Annotated in this window: 15 protein-coding genes and 1 pseudogene; 10 read left to right on the top strand and 6 right to left on the bottom strand. The window is 65.3% G+C overall.

Annotated elements, in window-relative coordinates:
• Positions 1–135: 135 nt before the first annotated feature.
• The 5 genes and pseudogenes from ACWPWO_RS01665 to apaG form a co-directional block, all read right to left on the bottom strand.
• Positions 136–1569, bottom strand: a complete 1434-nt coding sequence (locus tag ACWPWO_RS01665) for an EAL domain-containing protein (protein WP_454006227.1) — start codon at positions 1567–1569, stop codon at positions 136–138.
• Positions 1570–2076: 507 nt separating this feature from the next.
• The gene (locus ACWPWO_RS01660) at positions 2077–2808 is read right to left on the bottom strand and encodes a DsbC family protein (protein WP_454003923.1); all 732 of its coding nucleotides are present in this window, start codon (positions 2806–2808) and stop codon (positions 2077–2079) included.
• A 34-nt stretch (positions 2809–2842) separates the two neighbouring features.
• Positions 2843–4036 carry an FAD-dependent monooxygenase gene (locus ACWPWO_RS01655; protein WP_454003921.1) on the bottom strand — a complete coding sequence of 398 codons (1194 nt, stop codon included), beginning with the start codon at positions 4034–4036 and terminating at the stop codon, positions 2843–2845.
• Positions 4033–5314 (bottom strand): annotated as a pseudogene (gene mltA / locus ACWPWO_RS01650) (murein transglycosylase A). The gene ACWPWO_RS01655 and the pseudogene mltA overlap by 4 nt, the downstream one beginning before the upstream one ends.
• A gap of 30 nt (positions 5315–5344) precedes the next feature.
• The gene (apaG, locus tag ACWPWO_RS01645; RefSeq protein WP_394063453.1) at positions 5345–5719 is read right to left on the bottom strand and encodes a Co2+/Mg2+ efflux protein ApaG; all 375 of its coding nucleotides are present in this window, start codon (positions 5717–5719) and stop codon (positions 5345–5347) included.
• Positions 5720–5836: 117 nt separating this feature from the next.
• Here apaG and rpe point away from each other — a divergent pair, with 117 nt between their 5' ends.
• Positions 5837–6532 carry a ribulose-phosphate 3-epimerase gene (gene rpe, locus ACWPWO_RS01640; protein ID WP_454003918.1) on the top strand — a complete coding sequence of 232 codons (696 nt, stop codon included), beginning with the start codon at positions 5837–5839 and terminating at the stop codon, positions 6530–6532.
• Positions 6533–6596: 64 nt separating this feature from the next.
• On the opposite strand, the gene ACWPWO_RS01635 is transcribed toward rpe, so the two are convergent.
• Positions 6597–8399, bottom strand: a complete 1803-nt coding sequence (locus ACWPWO_RS01635) for a GGDEF domain-containing protein (RefSeq protein WP_454003916.1) — start codon at positions 8397–8399, stop codon at positions 6597–6599.
• A 209-nt stretch (positions 8400–8608) separates the two neighbouring features.
• Between ACWPWO_RS01635 and ACWPWO_RS01630 the strand changes: the two genes are divergently transcribed.
• The 9 genes from ACWPWO_RS01630 (at position 8609) to ACWPWO_RS01590 (ending at position 17154) form a co-directional block, all read left to right on the top strand.
• Positions 8609–9289: a phosphoglycolate phosphatase gene (locus tag ACWPWO_RS01630; RefSeq protein WP_454003914.1), complete on the top strand. Its 681-nt coding sequence runs from the start codon at positions 8609–8611 to the stop codon at positions 9287–9289.
• Between the two features lie 223 nt (positions 9290–9512).
• On the top strand, positions 9513–11033 hold the full coding sequence (gene trpE, locus ACWPWO_RS01625; protein WP_454003912.1) for an anthranilate synthase component I: 1521 nt from the start codon (positions 9513–9515) through the stop codon (positions 11031–11033).
• Positions 11034–11071: 38 nt separating this feature from the next.
• Positions 11072–11635 (top strand): anthranilate synthase component II, encoded by a 564-nt coding sequence (locus tag ACWPWO_RS01620; protein ID WP_454003910.1) that lies wholly within the window; start codon positions 11072–11074, stop codon positions 11633–11635.
• Between the two features lie 4 nt (positions 11636–11639).
• The gene (trpD, locus tag ACWPWO_RS01615; protein WP_454003908.1) at positions 11640–12674 is read left to right on the top strand and encodes an anthranilate phosphoribosyltransferase; all 1035 of its coding nucleotides are present in this window, start codon (positions 11640–11642) and stop codon (positions 12672–12674) included.
• Positions 12671–13471: an indole-3-glycerol phosphate synthase TrpC gene (gene trpC, locus ACWPWO_RS01610; protein WP_454003906.1), complete on the top strand. Its 801-nt coding sequence runs from the start codon at positions 12671–12673 to the stop codon at positions 13469–13471. The genes trpD and trpC overlap by 4 nt, the downstream gene beginning before the upstream one ends.
• Positions 13468–13929: an HIT family protein gene (locus ACWPWO_RS01605; protein WP_454003904.1), complete on the top strand. Its 462-nt coding sequence runs from the start codon at positions 13468–13470 to the stop codon at positions 13927–13929. Before trpC ends, ACWPWO_RS01605 begins: the two co-directional genes overlap by 4 nt.
• A 152-nt stretch (positions 13930–14081) precedes the next feature.
• Positions 14082–14954, top strand: coding sequence for a hypothetical protein (locus tag ACWPWO_RS01600; RefSeq protein ID WP_454003902.1), 873 nt, complete (start codon positions 14082–14084; stop codon positions 14952–14954).
• Positions 14837–15238, top strand: a complete 402-nt coding sequence (locus tag ACWPWO_RS01595) for a cytochrome P450 (RefSeq protein WP_454003900.1) — start codon at positions 14837–14839, stop codon at positions 15236–15238. The genes ACWPWO_RS01600 and ACWPWO_RS01595 overlap by 118 nt, the downstream gene beginning before the upstream one ends.
• Positions 15239–15405: 167 nt before the next feature.
• Positions 15406–17154, top strand: coding sequence for a ribonucleoside triphosphate reductase (locus ACWPWO_RS01590; protein ID WP_454003898.1), 1749 nt, complete (start codon positions 15406–15408; stop codon positions 17152–17154).
• Positions 17155–17243 lie beyond the last annotated feature (89 nt).

The raw sequence follows: 17243 nt of genomic DNA, 5'->3' as shown, positions 1-17243 counted from the left end.
CCTACGCACGCACAGGCCGGTCGTGTTTACACGGCCGGCCTGTGAGCAAGACTCATCGAACAGACTGGGTAACGGCGTGAAATGCCAATATTTAACCGATGTTACATGTCGCAAACATGAAGATGCCAAATTCCATCAGTGTCCGGCTCCGGTCAGGCGGCGCGGATTTTCATTATTGCTGCTGAAGGCCGGCTCGCTGCTGGCCAAGGTGAGCAGGAAGCCGTCCTCGGACATCAGTTCGGACGTAAGCTGGCCCTGGTAATGGCTGAGTTCCAGGCTCAGTGCGAGGTCGCGCTGCTCCAGCGTGTCCACGCCCTTGACCACTACTTCCAGCCCCAATTCATTGATCAGATGGCAAGCCGTCTCCAGCAAGGCCTTGAAGGTCGGCTCCGCGCAGGCCCGCTTGATCACCTGCGGCTCGAGCTTGATGCCGCGTATGGGCCACTCGCGCAGGCGGCTCAAGTGGTGATTTTCGATGTCCGCGCTGCTCAGCCATACTTGCACCCCGCTCACGCGCAAATACTCCAGGCTCGGCACCAGCTTGGGGAAGTCCCCCAGCATATTGTCGCTGAACACATCAAGCTCGATGCTCGCCGGGTCAAGCTCGAACTGGCGCAGCAGGCTGGGCAATCGCTTGTAGCAATGCTCCAGCATCTCCGCGGGCAGCTTGATGCCGATATGGCTGGCCCGCAGGGAATACTCCTGCCACCAGCGGCGCACGTCGCTCATCAAGGTCTGCATCATCCATTCGCACAAGGCCTGGCGGCGGTCCAGGTCCGTGATGTGCTGCAGGAGGCGGTCGGCGCCCAGGCGCTGGCCGCTGGGCGCGGTCCAGAAGACCTGGGCGTCCACGCCGCTGTACTGGCCCGAGCCGGCCGCCACGCGCAGCTGATAGCAGAACGACAAGGCTTGCGTGGTGCGCGGATCCAGCACATCCAGAGACTCCACGGCGCGCAGCAGCTCGGCGGGAATGGCGTGCTCCAGCACGGGCTCCTCGCGAAACGGCTGGAATTCCATGACTTCCTGCTCATGCGGCTCCAGATGCGCGACCAGCTTGCCGGTGAAGGTATAACCCCAGCCATGCACGGATTTGATGGGCAGCGCCACCCCGGCCTGCGAAGCCTTGCGGCGCAGCCGGCTGATCAGCGAATCCACGGCGCGGCTGTCGCCGGCCGCAATGCCCTTGTCGCGCATCAGATCCTCGCGGCTGAAACGGGCGTCCGCGTGGCGCACGAAGGCGTCCATCAACTGGCGCTCGCTGTGCGTCAGCTCAAGACTGACGCCCTGGGGCGAGACCAGCGTCCACCCCTTGTCGCGCAGAACCCATTCCTCGGGTTCGGGCTGGCCATGGCCATCGGGGGCCGCGCCGGCCGGCTCGCCCGCCGGCACGTGCAGCAGCCGGCGACGCACGGCATGGCACCAGGCCATGAGCTCGGGCACGTCGACGTCGGCCGGCACGCAGGCATCCGCCCCGGTCAGCAGCAACTGCACGCGCAGGCTGGCCGACAGGTCCTCGTGCATGGCCACGATGCCCAAAGCCTCGAAGTCGTTGCGCAGCTTGGCAACCATCAAAGGGACATAGCCGATCTCGACAGGAAAAAGGAGGAGGTCTGCCTGCGCGGTGCGGCACGCGTCCGCCACCATGTCCAGCGACCCCAGTACGGTTGTCTTGGCGCCAAAAAGCGAAAGCTGTTCCTGCCAGGACTGCAGACTTTCACCATCCTCCAAAACAACCAACACGCAGTGTGCATGTTCCATAGGCGCCTACTATTCAAATACTTATTGCGCCGCCCTCGTCACAACTGTGGACGGACAACTGTTTTTCTTTCAACAGTTCCGATTATCACTTCAACAATACGCAGTAAAAAGTCAAGAATCGTCAAATTGTGGCGTTTGAAATCTTTTGTCTTGAAAATCATGTCCCTACCAAACAAATTGCATGACAAGAATGCGTTTGCATGACCGGAATTGCTTTAACAAGTGCTACTAAAAAACACTTATAGTTTTCATAGCATTTAAGCATAAAAAAACCCGCCATATGGCGGGTTGCTCTACATCAAGCGCTAGAGGAAACGCTTACTTCGCGGCGGCAGCCTCCAGGCGCGCCTGCAGCTGGTCGGCGGGCAGCCAGCCGTCGGCGCGCGTGCCATCGGCGAAATAGATGGCGGGCGTACCCTGGATGCGCAATTGCCGGCCCACGGCCAGCAACTGGTCCAGGGGATGATCGCAGGAGGCGTTCTCGGGCCGCGCGCCCTTGCCCATCCAGGCCGTCAAGGTCTGGGCGGGATTCTTGGCGCACCAGATATCTTCCGCCTTGCGCCGGCTGTCCGGCCCCAGAATGGGAAACATCAGGCTGTAGACGGTAACGTTGTCGATGTCCTGCAAGGTGGCGTGCAGCCGCTTGCAGTAGCCGCAATTGGGATCTTCGAAGACCACCATGCGGCGGCTGCCGTCGCCCTTGACCAGCTTGATGGCCTTGTCCAGCGGCAGGGAATCCAGTGAAATCTTGTTCAGTTCCTGCATGCGCTGCTCGGTCAGGTCCACGCGGGTCTTGCTGTCCAGCAAGGCGCCCTGCAGCACGAAGCTGGCCTGCTCGTCGGTGTACAGCAAGGTGCCGCCAACCTGTACTTCCAGCAGATTGGGATAGGGCGTGGCGCGGATGGCGTCCACCTGCACGCCGGGAAAGGCGGACTCGAACGCCTTGCGGGTGGCCTCGAAGCGGGCCGCCGAGGGCGCGCCGGCGGCCTGGACCAGGCCGGCCGCGGACAGCAGCGCAACGGCCAATACAGTTCGAACTTGTTTATACATGGAACAGCTTCCTTTACATGGCAGCCCAGCGCCATCAGAACAACAGGGAACCAGGCGCGACCCCGGCCGCATGCGCAATGATACGCCGCTTCACCCATGGCAGGCGATCCACCAGCTGCATGCCTGCATTGCGCACCAGCGAAGCCGGCGCGCCCGACGCGGCGAACAGGCGGTACAGGCCGTCGGTGGCCGCCCGCATGGCCGCGATGGGTTCGGCGCGCGCGCGCTTGTAGCGGTTCAGCACGCGGATGTCCCCCACCGAGCTCTGCGGGCTGCGCGAGGACAGCGTCTGGATCAGGGCCTCGATGTCGCCCAGCCCCAGGTTCAGGCCCTGCCCGGCCAGCGGGTGCACGCGGTGGGCGGCATCGCCCACCAGCGCCACGCCCGGCGCGACCATGCCGCTGCGCTCGAACGTCAGCGGGAAGCCGTGCACGGGACTGCGCAGGCTCAGCTCGCCCAGGCGTGCGCCCGTCATGGCGCGCAGGCTGGCCTGCAGATACTGCGCCTGCTCCTGCCCCTTCAGGGCCAGGACGCGCTCGGCCTGCGTCCGCGACACGGACCAGACCATGGACACCTGCGGCCGGCCGTCCACGTCGGGCATGGGCAGCAGCGCCAGGATGGAGTCGCCGGTGAACCACTGCACGGCCACCTGCTGGTGCGGGCGTTCGGCGTTCAAGTGGGCGACCAGGCCCAGGTCGCCATATTCGCGACCCTGGTGCTCGATGCCGGCCGCCGCCCGCAAGGGCGAACGGGCGCCGTCGGCCCCCACGATCAGGTCGGCCTGCAGACGCTGCCGGCCGGCGGTGATCACGGCGCCCGGCTCCAACTGCTCGAAGCGATCCTCGATCCAGGGCACGCCGAACACCTGCAGGGCCTGACGCAAGGCTCGCTCCATCTCGCCGGACTCCAGAATCCAGGCCAGGCAATCCTGCGCATCCTGCCAGGCGTGCAGATTGACGCAGCCGCCCGCATCGCCATGGACTTCCATGCCCTGTACGGGTTCGATGCGTTCGGCCGGCATCAGGTTCCACACGCCCAACTGCGTCAGGAAACGCTGGCTCGCGGCCGACAAGGCGTAGACGCGCGGATGATACTGCCCCGGCGCCAGCTCCATGGCCTTGTAGGCCGGCGCCAGGATCGTGACGTCAAAACCCGCCTTGCGCAGGCCCAGGGCGCAGGCCATGCCGGCCAGCCCGCCCCCGCACACCAGAATACGTTCGTTTTTCATCGCGCGCTCGGAGCTCCTGCGTTGCGTGGCCAGAGCAGCCACATTTCACCCTTCTGCTTCATGCGCCCGGCCAGGGCGCCGGCCTGATCGCCCGTGCCCCAATAGAAGTCGGTGCGCGCCGCGCCCTTGATGGCGGCGCCGGTGTCCTGGGCGAACACCAGGCGCTGCAGGGGCTGGCCCGAACCGGGATGCGTGGTGGCCAGGAATACCGGCGTGCCCAGCGGCACGAAGGTCGGATCAATGGCCACGGAGCGTTCCCCGATCAGCGGTATGCCGTAGGCGCCCTTGGGCCCCAGTTCCGGGTCCACGATGCGCTCTTCCTTGAAGAACACCATGGCGGTATTGACGTTCATCATCTCCTGCACGCGCTGCGGATTGCGCTGCGCCCAGGCCTTGATGTTCTGCATGGACGTCTGCGCCAGCGGCATCTCGCCCTGCTTGGCCAGCCACTGGCCCACGGAGGCGTAGGGACGGCCATTGTGATCCGCATAGGCCAGGCGCACGGCGCTGCCGTCGGGCAGCAAGGCGCGGCCCGAGCCCTGGATCTGCAGGAAGAAGCCTTCCACCGGATCCTCGGCGTAGACGATCACCGGCGGCTGGCGGTCCGGATTGGCCACGATCTGTTCACGTGTGTCGTAAGGCACGATGCGCTTGCCCACCTGCTTGCCACGCACGCGCTTGCCGGCCAGCTCCGGATACAGGCCGCCCAGGTCTATGGTCAGCCAGCCATCCGCCGCGGCGAACAGGCGCCACTGATGTTGCCCGCTGCGCGATCGCGCAGCCTTGAGCAGGGGTTCGTAATAGCCGGTGACGGTGTTCTGCGCGACCTGCCCGTCGCTGGTCAGCAGGCGCCAGGGCTGGAGCTGCTGCTGCAGAAACTGGCGTATGGCGGCCGTATCGCGGCTGTTCGCATCCAGCCCGGCGGACGCCGCGGCCTGGCAGACCGGCTGCCAGGCGCGCGGATTGGCGCGCGCCGGCATGGCCAGCGAACCGCTGACCGGACGCATCAGGCCCTTGCAGTTGTTGATGAAGCCCTTCCAGACATGGTCCAGCGTGTCGGCCTGCCAGCCCGGCAGGGCGGACCAGTTCACGGCCTGGTATTTTCCGGCCAGCGCGCGCCGGGGTTTCAGGCAGCGCCGAGAGCGCGGGCACGCGCAGGGGCTGCAAGGCGATGTCGCCGGTATCGGACGGGGCCTCGGGAGCGGCCCCGTGGTCGACGGGGGCCGTGGAACAGGCGGCCAGCGCCAGCAGCACCGGCAGGCAATAAGCGATCTTCATGGATGGAGCCATAATGCGAGGATGAAAGCCTTAATGCAGGGTACGGGGGGAGGCCAGCACGAACTCCTCGATGGGGACCTCGAAGGGAACGCCGTTCTCGCCGACGCACTGGTAGCTGCCGCGCATGGTTCCGATAGGGGTGTGCAAAGGGCAGCCGCTGGTGTATTCGAAGGATTCGCCCGGCGCCAGCACCGGCTGCTGGCCCACCACGCCCAGGCCGCGCACTTCCTGGACCTGCTGGTTCTCATCGGTGATCACCCAGTGACGACTGATGATCTGCGCCGACTGCTGCCCATGGTTGGTGATCCGCACGGTATAGGCAAACACATACTGGTTGCTGTCGGGTTCGGATTGCTCAGGCAGGTACTGGGGCGTCACGCGCACCTCAATATCGTCAGGCTTCATGATGGCTTCCAATTTACGGCTGTACAAATACGGGGCGCGGCAGACGAGCCCGCTTGAAACTGCAATAATGACATACGCACACGTTTTACGTGATGTCTAATCTTTACCACTCCTATTATGTCCCAAGCCAGCTCCACCCGCATCGCCCCCAGTCTCCTGTCTGCCGATTTCGCCCGCCTGGGCGAAGAAGTGCGCAACGTCGTCGCCGCGGGCGCCGACTGGATCCACTTCGACGTCATGGACAACCACTTCGTCCCCAACCTGACGTTCGGCCCCATGATCTGCGAGGCGCTGCGGCCGCACACCAGCGCCCCCATCGACGTGCACCTGATGGTCGAGCCGGTGGACGCCCTGATCCCGGCCTTCGCCAAGGCCGGCGCCGACATCATCACCTTTCATCCGGAAGCCTCGCGCCACGTGGACCGCACGCTGTCGCTGATCCGCGACCTCGGCTGCAAGGCCGGCCTGGTGTTCAATCCGGCCACCTCGCTGCACTGGATGGACTACGTCATGGACAAGCTGGACATCGTGCTGCTCATGTCCGTGAACCCCGGCTTCGGCGGACAGAGCTTCATTCCCGGCACGCTGGAAAAACTGCGCCAGGCGCGCGCGCGCATCGACGCCTGGACGGCCCAAGGCGGCCAGCCCATCCTGCTGGAAATCGACGGCGGCGTGAAAGTGGACAACATCCGCCAGATCCGCGCAGCCGGCGCGGACACCTTCGTGGCCGGCTCGGCCATCTTCGGCAAGCCCGACTATGCCCAGGTCATCGCCGACCTGCGCGCCCAGATCGCGCTGGCGGAACAGGACTGAGCCGCGCCCTTGCGGCCCCGCCTGGGTCCGCCGCGAACGGCGGATCCCACGCGCGGGCGCATGGTCATTGCATCACCGTATCGCAACTGAAACGGGACTGGCTGATCATGTTTTCGGGATGGCGCCGCTCCACGAACAGCGCGTTGCCCTGGATCTTCTTGGCCTGCGCCTTGGCGGAGGTGGCCAACTCGGCGATCAGCGAACCCGAATACAGCTCGGGCCTGTCCACCATCACCACGCCCAGCGACAGGCTGACCAGCGGGTGGAACACGGGCATTCCCTGTCGGTTCTCGGCCAGATAGCCGCCCGCCTGCAGATGCTCGCTCAGGTACAAGGGCTCCAGCTCGCGCGCCAGCTCCTGCAGGATGGCGTGACAGCGCTGCGACCAGTCCGCGCTGGTGAAGACCAGGATGAAGTCGTCGCCGCCCACGTGCCACACGAAATCCGCATCGCGCACGGCATGGCGCGTGAACAGCTCGGCCATGGCGCGCAGCAGCTCGTCGCCCTTGCGGTAGCCGTACAGGTCGTTGTAGGGCTTGAAATGGTCCAGGTCCGCATAGCAGACCGCGAAACTCTCGCGGCTGCGCAGCAGCGCATCGATATGTTCGTTGATGGGCACATTGCCCGGCAACTGCGTCAGCGGATTGGCGTAGCGCGCGGTCATGATCTGGATCTGGGTGATCTCGCGCATCAGCTCCACGCTGGAGCCCAGCCCCATGTACTCGCCGTCCGAGGTGATGATGAAGCCGTCGCTGAGCGCATCGTCCGCGCCTTGTGACATCAGCGTGCCCAGCTCCAGCAGGCTGGTGTCGCAATCCACGATCAGGGGCGCGGTCTCGATGAACATCGAGCAGGGCTTGTTGCCATAGAGCTCGCGGTGATAGGGCCGCGCGAGCTGGTCGTACAACTGGCTGCGCCGCAGGATGCCGGTGGGCCGCCCGTCGCGCAGCAGGACCACGGCGCTCAGTTCGGGATGGCTCTGGAACAGGTCGTAGACCCGGTTCGTGGGCGTATGGTCGGAGACGGCGGGCGCCGTGCGCAGCAGCCGGCGCACGCTCATGGAATTGCGCCCCTGGGTCGAGCGCCGCGAGCGGGCTGCGGCGGACCCGAACAAGGCGGCCTGCGCCGGCTCCAGTTGCGGCGGCGGAAAAGGCTGCGGACGGCACAGCAGATAGCCCTGGCCGCAAGCCACGCCCAGATGGCGCAAGGTGCGCAGCTCGGCCTCGGTTTCTATGCCTTCGGCGATCACCGTGGACTGCGCGTGATTGGCGATGTCGCAGATGGAACGCACCAGTTGCTGCTTGAGCATGTCGGTGTCGATGTCGCGCACGAAATACTTGTCGATCTTGACGTATTCGGGCCGCAGCTCGGACCACAGGCGCAGCGAGGCGTAGCCTTCGCCCAGGTCGTCGATGGCGAACTGCAGGCCTTCCTGGCGGTACAGCTCGGTAGCCTGGCTCAGGTGGTCGTAGGTGACGGTGCGCTCGGATTCAGTCAGCTCGACCACTACCCGGTCCCATTCCATGTCCGCCAGTTGCGGCAGCGCCGCGCGCCGCTCCTGCCGGGTGGACGCCAGCAGGCGCATCACCATGTCGGGGCTGGAATTCAGGAACAGCTTGCCCGCCAGCGCCTGGCGCTTGAAGCTGGCGGTCAACTCGCGGCAGCATAGCTCTTCCAGGTCCCAAAGGCGCCCGCACTGGCGCGCTGCGTCAAACAGCGCCAGGGGCGAATGAAAGCAGCTCTGTTCCGGTCCGCGGATCAGGCCCTCGTAGCCCAGGATGAAACCCGACCGCAGGTCAACGATAGGCTGGAAGACGGGTGTGACTTGTTTTTCTTTGAGAATCTGGTGAAATGTGTCGAGCATCATACTTCCGCTCCCACGGCCTGTCCGAACGGAAGGCCGAAAGCCAAATATGTAACTAAATGCGGCGCACTCACTTTAACGGATAAGCTCAGGCAAACATAGCGGCCATATGGTAATCACTTAATCTGAATCAAATCCTGAAGCCCTCGAAAATATTTAAGCTTAGACATTAACAGGGGTGTGACAATATTTTGTCACAAGCTCGCTACAAAATGATGAAATTTTTCTCCGCCTTGTTCGACCTGGACGGCACGCTGCTGGACACCATTCCCGACCTGGCCCTGGCCTGCAACGCCATGCGCGCCGACCTGGACCTGCCCGCGCTGCCCCAGGAACGCATCGCCACCTTCGTGGGCAAGGGCACGGAAAACCTGGTGCGGCGCGCCCTGGCCGATGTCACCGGCGACGCCCCGGATGCAGCGCAGGCGCTGGACTTGTTCCACCGGCACTACGCTTCATGCAATGGCCGCCACAGCCGGCTCTATCCCGGCGTGCTGGAAGGCCTGCGGGATTTCCTGGATCAGGGCCTGCGCCTGGCCGTGGTCACCAACAAGCCCGAACGCTTCGCCCGCCCCCTGCTGGAGCAGACCGGCCTGGCGCCCTACTTCGAGCTGGTGGTGGGCGGGGACACCTGCGCGCGCAAGAAACCCGACCCCCTGCCCTTTTTGCACGCCTGCGACCAGATGGGCATGGCGGCCGCCGGCGCGCTGGTGGTCGGCGACTCCCTGAACGACGCGCAGGCCGCGCGCGCCGCCGGCATCCCCGTCCTGCTGGTGCCGTATGGCTACAACGAAGGCCGGAACGTGCAAAGCCTGGAATCCGATGGTATAGTTGCTTCCATCGCTTGCGCGGCCCGCTGGGTGCGCCAGGCCAACCAAACAGCAAACGCGTAACATTACTCATGTCTACTTCCCTCAACGTTCGCATTACCTACGGCGCTTATTGGCGCTGGTGGCGTTCGTGTATCGGGTAGACATAAACCCTGTAGTCTGGCGGCCGTAACAACACAGCAGCACCTGCGGATCGCCTCCAGGAAAACAAGCCCGGTAATCACAACGACCGGGCTTTTTTTGTTTCTGTCCGGCTCGTCGTACCCACTGACTCACCGAGACCCCCATGACAGAAATAGAATTCAATGCCCTGGCCGCCGAAGGCTTCAACCGCATCCCGCTGATCGCGGAAACCTATGCTGACCTGGACACCCCCCTCTCGATCTACCTGAAGCTGGCCCACAACAGCCCCGAAGGCGGCCGCTACAGCTGTCTGCTGGAATCGGTGGTCGGCGGCGAGCAGTTCGGCCGCTACTCCTTCATCGGCCTGCCCGCCAAGACCGTGATCCGCAGCCGCGGCCGCCACACCGAGGTGCTGCACAACGGCAAGGTGGTGGAAAGCGTGGAAGGCGATCCGCTGGACTTCATCGAAGGCTTCCAGGCGCGCTTCAAGGTCGCCCTGCGCCCCGGCATGCCGCGCTTCGCCGGCGGCCTGGCCGGCTACTTCGGCTACGACACCGTGCGCCACATGGAGCCCTCGCTGGGCGATAGCCCCAACCCCTTCCCGGCGGGCCAGGAAAACGGCGTGCCCGACATCGTGCTGCTGCAGATCGACGAACTGATCATCGTGGACAATCTGGCCGGCCGCACCTACCTGCTGGTCTACGCGGACCCCGCCCAGCCCGAGGCCTACGTGCAGGCCAAGCGCCGCCTGAAGGAGCTGCGCGAGAAACTGCGCACGCCCGTGGTCATCCCCTACGCCTACGCCAGCATGCAGACCGAATGCGAGCGCGACTTCGACAAGAAGGACTACCTGGAGGCCGTGCGCCGCGCCAAGGAATACATCGCCGCCGGCGATCTGATGCAGGTCCAGGTGGGCCAGGTCATCACCAAGCCCTTCCGCGACTCGCCCCTGTCCCTGTACCGCGCGCTGCGCTCGCTGAACCCCTCGCCCTACATGTACTTCTGGAACTTCGACGACTTCCAGGTCGTGGGCTCCTCTCCCGAGATCCTGGTGCGCCAGGAAGAGCACGTGCAGGACGGCCGCCACAGCGAGCGCGTCACCATCCGCCCCCTGGCGGGCACCCGCAAGCGCGGCGCCACGCCCGAGGCCGACGCCGCCCTGGCCGCCGAGCTGCAGGCCGACCCCAAGGAACGCGCCGAACACCTCATGCTGATCGATCTGGCCCGCAACGACATCGGGCGCATCGCCAAGACCGGCACCGTGCAGGTCACCGACACCATGACCATCGAGCGCTACTCGCACGTGCAGCACCTGGTCTCCAACGTGTGCGGCGAGCTGCAGGACGGCATGAGCCAGATGGACGTGCTGCGCGCCGCCTTCCCGGCCGGCACCCTGACGGGCGCCCCCAAGGTGCGCGCCATGGAGCTGATCGACGAGCTGGAGCCCGTGCGCCGCGGCATCTACGGCGGCGCGGCCGGCTACCTGAGCTACTCGGGCCAGATGGACCTGGCCATCGCCATCCGCACCGGCGTCATCAAGGACGGCATGCTCTACGTGCAGGCCGCCGCCGGCATCGTGGCCGACTCCGATCCCGAAAAGGAATGGCAGGAAACCGAGGCCAAGGCGCGCGCCGTCCTTCGCGCCGCCGAACAGGTGCAATTCGGCCTGGACGAACCCATCTAAATTCCTGATTGCGACCTCTTTCCGCCGGAGTACTTCCCATGCTGTTCATGCTCGACAATTACGATTCCTTCACCTACAACCTGGTCCAATACTTTGGAGAACTGGGCCAGGAGGTCGTGGTGCGGCGCAACGACCAGGTCACCCTCGAGGAGATCGAAGCCCTGGCCCCCACCCATCTGTGCGTCTCGCCGGGGCCCAAGTCCCCGGCCGACGCGGGCCTGTCCGTGGCGCTGATCCAGCACTTCGCCGGCAAGCTGCCCATCTTCGGCGTATGCCTGGGCCACCAGGCCATCGGCCACGCCTTTGGCGGGCGCATCGTGCGGGCGCAGGAAATCATGCACGGCAAGGTCTCGCCCATCACCCACCAGGGCACCGACCTGTTCAAGGGGCTGCCTTCGCCCTTCAACGTGACGCGCTACCATTCCCTGGCCATCGAGCGCGACAGCCTGCCCGACTGCCTGGCGATCACCGCGCAGACCGAGGACGGCGAGATCATGGGCGTGCGCCACCGCGAACTGCCCGTCTACGGCGTGCAGTTCCACCCCGAATCCGTACTGAGCGAACACGGCCATGCCCTGCTGAAGAACTTCCTGGAAATCTGATCACATGAACACCATCACCCCCACCGAAGCGCTGGTGCGCTGCATCGAGCACCGCGAGATCTTCCACGACGAGATGCTGCACCTGATGCGCATGCTCATGCGCGGCGAAATGTCTCCCCAGATCGCCGCCGCCCTGCTGATGGGCCTGCGGGTCAAGAAGGAAAGCGTGGGCGAGATCACCGCCGCCGCCCAGGTCATGCGCGAGTTCGCCACCCCCGTCATCACCCCCGACCCCAGCGAGCTGCTGGACATGTGCGGCACCGGCGGCGACGGCTCGAACACGTTCAACATCTCGACCGCGGCCATGTTCGTGGCCGCCGCCGCCGGCGTGAAAGTGGCCAAGCACGGCAATCGCAGCGCCTCTTCCTCGTCGGGCAGCGCGGACGTACTCGAAGCGCTGGGCGCCAACCTGGTGTTCTCGCCCGAGCAGGTCGCCGCCAGCATCGAGGAAACCAATATCGGCTTCATGTTTGCCCCCGCCCACCACGGCGCCATGAAGAACATCGCCGCCGTGCGCAAGGAACTGGGCGTGCGCACCATCTTCAACATCCTGGGCCCGCTCACCAACCCGGCCAGCGCGGGCCACCAGCTCATGGGCGTGCTCCACCCCGACCTGGTGGGCATCCAGCTGCGCGTGATGCAGCGCCTGGGCGCCCAGCACGTGCTCATCGTGCACGGCAAGGACGGCATGGACGAGGCTTCGCTGGGCGCCGCGACCCTGGTGGGCGAGCTCAAGGACGGCCAGGTGCGCGAGTACGAGATCCACCCCGAGGACTTCGGCATGGCCATGACTTCCAATCGCAGCATACGCGTGAGCAGCCGCGAAGAATCGGCCGCCCTCATCATGGAAGCCCTCAATAACCAGGAGGGGACGGCTCGTGATATTGTTGGCCTCAATGCCGGGTTGGCCATTTATGCGGCCAACCGCACGGACTCCATCGAAGCCGGCCTGAAGCTGGCCTTCGAAACCATCGCCAATGGCGCAGCCCGAGAAAAACTCGAACAATTCTGCTCCTATACAAGGAAGTTAAACGCATGAACGACATTCTGGCCAAGATCCTCGACACCAAGAAAGCAGAAGTCGCCACCGCCCGCCAACTGCGCAGCGAATCGGACGTGCTGCGCGAAGCGAAGAACCGGAACGACCTGCGCGGCTTTGCCAGCGCCATCGAAGACAAGATCGCCCAGGGCAAGCCCGCCATCATCGCCGAGGTCAAGAAAGCCTCGCCGTCCAAGGGCGTGATCCGCAGCGACTTCAACCCCACCGAGATCGCCTCCAGCTACGCCGCGCATGGCGCCGCCTGCCTGTCCGTGCTGACGGACGTGCAGTATTTCCAGGGCGCCTACGACCACCTGCGCCAGGCGCGCGCCGCCTGCGCCCTGCCGGTGCTGCGCAAGGATTTCATCATCGATCCCTACCAGATCATCCACGCCCGCGCGCTGGGCGCGGACTGCATCCTGCTGATCGTGGCCGCGCTCAGCCCCCAGCAGCTCAAGGAATACGAAGCCGTGGCCCAGGAGCTGGGCATGGATGTGCTGGTGGAAGTGCACGATCGCGCGGAGCTGGACACGGCGCTGGACATGCAGACCACCCTGCTGGGCATCAACAACCGCAACCTGCGCACCTTCGAGACCAGCACCCGCAACACCCTGGACCTGCTGCCCTTCATCCCCGCCGGCAAGCGCGTGGTGACCGAAAGCGGCATCCACACGGTCGAGGACGTCGCCCTGATGCGCGAACACGACGTGCAGGCTTTCCTGGTGGGCGAAGCCTTCATGCGCGAGCCCGATCCCGGCGTGGCCCTGCAGAACCTGTTCTTCGGCCAGCCCGCATGAAGCGGGCGGGCTGCCCCCTGTGCGCGCTCGAACCCGGCCAGGTGCTGTGGTCGGGCGCCGGGCTGCACGTGCTGGAAGTCGCCGACAGCCCCTTTCCGGGCTACACGCGCGTCATCTGGCAGGATCACGTCGCCGAAATGACGGACCTGCCCGGACCGCAGCGCGAACTTTTGATGGAAGCGGTGTACCTGGTGGAGACCGTCCTGCGCGAACATCTGCAGCCGGCCAAGATCAACCTGGCCCAGTTCGGCAACCAGGTGCCGCACCTGCACTGGCACCTGATCCCCCGCTGGACGGATGATCCGCTCTTTCCCGATTCGGCCTGGTCGCCCGCCCCGCAGCGCACGCCGGAACAGGCCCAGGCCTGGAGCCGGCGCCGGGACGCGCTGCTGGCGCAATTGCCCGCCTGCCATCGTCACCTGCAACAGGTGCTGCAAACGCGTCTCGCAGCCGGCTGAGGCTCTGGCCTCAGGCCGCGTACTTCGCCGCCAGCATTGTTCAAGCAATAACTATTTGGCCGGCAGGGTGGCTGGCGAAGAAGCCTGTATCAAGGTGCTACAGTGAATTCGGATTTCGCCCGGAATCCGCGTTCTACTGACGAGGTGCCTTCATGCCCCTGCACCACAGCTGGACCGCGCCCGTCGACGCGACGGCCGACCCTCTGGTCCATTACGATGCGCAGCGCCGCCGCTGCCCCGTCGCCCGCGACGACGCCCTGCAGTATGCCGTGTTCCGGCACGCCGACGCCCTGCGCCTGCTGCTGGACCACGACACCTTCAGCAACCAGGCCTCCCGCCATCGTTCCGTCCCCAACAGCATGGATCCGCCCGAGCATGGCGCCTACCGCCGCCTGATCGAGCCCTACTTCAGCGCCGGGCGCCTGGCGCAATTCCTGCCCGCCTGTCGCCGCATCAGCGCGCAGTGCATCGCCGCGCTGCCGCAGGACGGCGTGGCGGACCTCATGAGCGCGCTGGCTCACCCTTTCGCGCTGCGCATGCAATGCGCCTTCATGGGCTGGCCCGACAGCCTGCACGAACCATTGCGGCAATGGGTGCGGCGCAAGAACGAGGCCACCCGCTCGGGCGACCCGCAAGCCACGGCCCAGGTCGCCCAGGATTTCGAGGAACTGCTGGCCCGCGTACTGGCGGACTTTCGCCGCGCCGATCCGCCCGGCCAGGACGCCACCTCGCGCCTGCTGCGCGAAACCATAAACGGCACGCCGCTGCAGAAACCGAGATCACCAGCATCCTGCGCAACTGGACCGTGGGCGAACTGGGCACCATCGCCGCCAGCGTGGGCATCATCGCCCACTACCTTGCCGCGCATCCGGATCTGCAGGAACACCTGCGCCGCCACCCCGGGGACGTGCGCCGCGCCAATGACGAAATCCTGCGCATTCGCACGCCCCTGGTGGCCAACCGCCGCAAGACTACTCGCGAGGTGGATGTCTCCGGCACGCGGGTGCCTGCCGGCGCGCGCCTGACCTTGCTGTGGGCCAGCGCCAACCGGGACGAAGCCGTGTTCGGCGATCCGGACGAGTTCCGGCTGGACCGCGATCCGGCCCTGAACCTGCTGTACGGCGCCGGGATCCACGCCTGCCCGGGCGCGGGGCTCGCACGCATGGAACTGGAAAGCATCATCCAGGCCCTGCTGGCGGCCACGGACTCCTTCCTGCCCGAGCCAGGCCACCGCCCGCGCTACGCCACCTATCCTGAAGGCGGGTTCGAGACGGTCCCGCTGCGGCTGCAGCGCACGCCGTCCCCTTGAGCCGGCACAGGCCTGAGGCCCCGACGGCGGGCGATGCCGGCCAAGCCGCCTCGTCCGCCGCTTGGAATTAACCTGGATCAAGCCTGGAGCAAAAAAACCGGGAAGCGACTTGAAAGCACTACATATAGTGCCTAGCATCTATCCATGCACTATATATAGGATTCATCATGAACGACAGGTCCGCCCCCGACACCCTGGCCAGGCCCGTGCCGCAGATCGACATCATCCGTTCCGTCACCGAATACCTGGACCGCCAGGACTGGCGGGTCAACGCCAACGCCAACCAGGGCTACTCGCTGGGCGGCCTGATCCTGAACACCTCGGGCAAGATGATCGCCAACTACTGGCTCAGCTACGTCTACCCCGAGACCATAGGCCAGGCCCACCGCCAGGCGGACCTGCACATCCACGACCTGGACATGCTCTCGGGCTACTGCGCCGGCTGGTCGCTGCGCATGCTGCTCACCGAAGGCCTGAACGGCGTGCCCGGCAAGATCGAGTCCGCGCCTCCCCGCCACATGTCCAGCGCCGTGGGCCAGATCGTGAATTTCCTGGGCACCTTGCAGAACGAATGGGCCGGCGCCCAGGCCTTCAGCTCTTTCGACACCTATATGGCGCCCTTCGTGCGCAAGGATGCCATGGACTACGCCCAGGTGCTGCAATGCATGCAGGAGCTGATCTACAACCTGAACGTGCCGTCCCGCTGGGGCACGCAGACGCCCTTCACCAATCTGACCTTCGACTGGACCTGCCCCGAAGATCTGCGCGCGCAGGCGCCGGTCATCGGCGGCGAGGAAATGCCCTTCTGCTACGGCGAGCTGCAGCGCGAGATGGACATGATCAACCGCGCCTACATCGAGGTCATGACCCAGGGCGATGCACGCGGGCGCGCCTTCACCTTTCCCATCCCCACCTACAACATCACGGCGGATTTCGACTGGCACAGCCCCAACGCGCAGCGCCTGTTCGAGATGACCGCCAAGTACGGCCTGCCCTACTTCCAGAACTTCATCAATTCCGAGCTCAAGCCCAACATGATCCGCTCCATGTGCTGCCGCCTGCAACTGGATCTGCGCGAACTGCTCAAACGCGGCAACGGCCTGTTCGGCTCGGCCGAGCAGACCGGCTCGCCGGGCGTGGTCACCATCAATTGCGCGCGCCTGGGCTATCTGCATCGCGGCGACGCCGAGGGCCTCTTCGCCCGCCTGGACCAGTTGCTCGAGCTGGGCCGCGACAGCCTGGAGATCAAGCGCCGCGTCATCCAGGAGCACATGGACCAGGGCCTGTTCCCCTACACCCGGCGCTACCTGGGCACCTTGCGCAACCACTTCTCCACCCTGGGCGTGAACGGCATCAACGAAATGATCCGCAACTTCACCGGCGACGAGCACGACCTGACCACGCCCTGGGGGCACGCCTTCGCCGTGCGCCTGCTGGATCACGTACGCGCCCGCATGATCCAGTTCCAGGAAAGCACCGGCCATATGTACAACCTGGAAGCCACGCCCGCCGAAGGCACCACCTATCGCTTTGCCAAGGAAGACCGGGCCCGCTGGCCGGACATCCTGCAGGCCGGCACGCCGGACATGCCCTATTACACCAACTCCTCGCAGTTGCCGGTGGGCTTCACCGACGACCCCTTCGAGGCGCTGGAACGCCAGGACGAACTGCAGCGCAAATACACGGGCGGCACCGTGCTGCACCTGTACATGACCGAACCGCTGTCCACCGCCGACGCCTGCCGCACCCTGGTGCAAAGGGCGCTGAGCCGCTTCTCCCTGCCCTACATCACGGTCACTCCCACCTTCTCCATCTGCCCCAAGCATGGCTACCTGCCCGGCAAGCACGAGTTCTGCCCGCATTGCGATGCGGACATCCTGGCGCGCAAGCAGGCCGCCTGCCGGCACGAACCATGAGCGCCATCGCGCCCGCCCATCCTCACGCTGCCGGCCATTGCCTTGCCATGCAGAATGAAGGCGCCAAGCGGCACACCGACTTTCCATTC

The sequence above is a fragment of the Alcaligenes sp. Marseille-Q7550 genome (assembly GCF_965112015.1).
This window is presented reverse-complemented; position numbering and strand designations above follow the sequence as displayed.